The 261-nt window shown below is 64.8% G+C and carries 1 pseudogene; it reads right to left on the bottom strand.

What is annotated here, in order from left to right:
- A pseudogene (locus ACLJNW_RS26045) lies at positions 1–261 on the bottom strand (AAA family ATPase); the annotation flags it as partial.

Genomic DNA, 261 nt, shown 5'->3' with positions numbered 1-261 from the left:
GACAGGTGCAGGTCATCCGCGCGGATCAGCCCGTCGCGGCAGATCAGCAAGGTATGGTGGATGACGTTCTCCAGCTCGCGGATGTTCCCCGGCCAGGAATAGGCACGCAACTTCTGCGCCGCCTCCGGGCTCAACTGGCTCTGGCCGTAGCCCAGGCGACGGCTGTATTCGGCGATGAAGTGGCGGGTCAGCGGCAGGATGTCGCCGGGTCGCTCGCGCAACGGCGACAGTTCGAGACTGACGACATTGAGCCGGTAGTAC

The sequence above is a fragment of the Salmonella sp. SAL4457 genome (assembly GCF_046548235.1).
Classification (GTDB): domain Bacteria; phylum Pseudomonadota; class Gammaproteobacteria; order Enterobacterales; family Enterobacteriaceae; genus Salmonella; species Salmonella enterica.
Note: the sequence above shows the minus strand (reverse complement) of the source record. Positions and strands in the feature narration are given on the sequence as shown.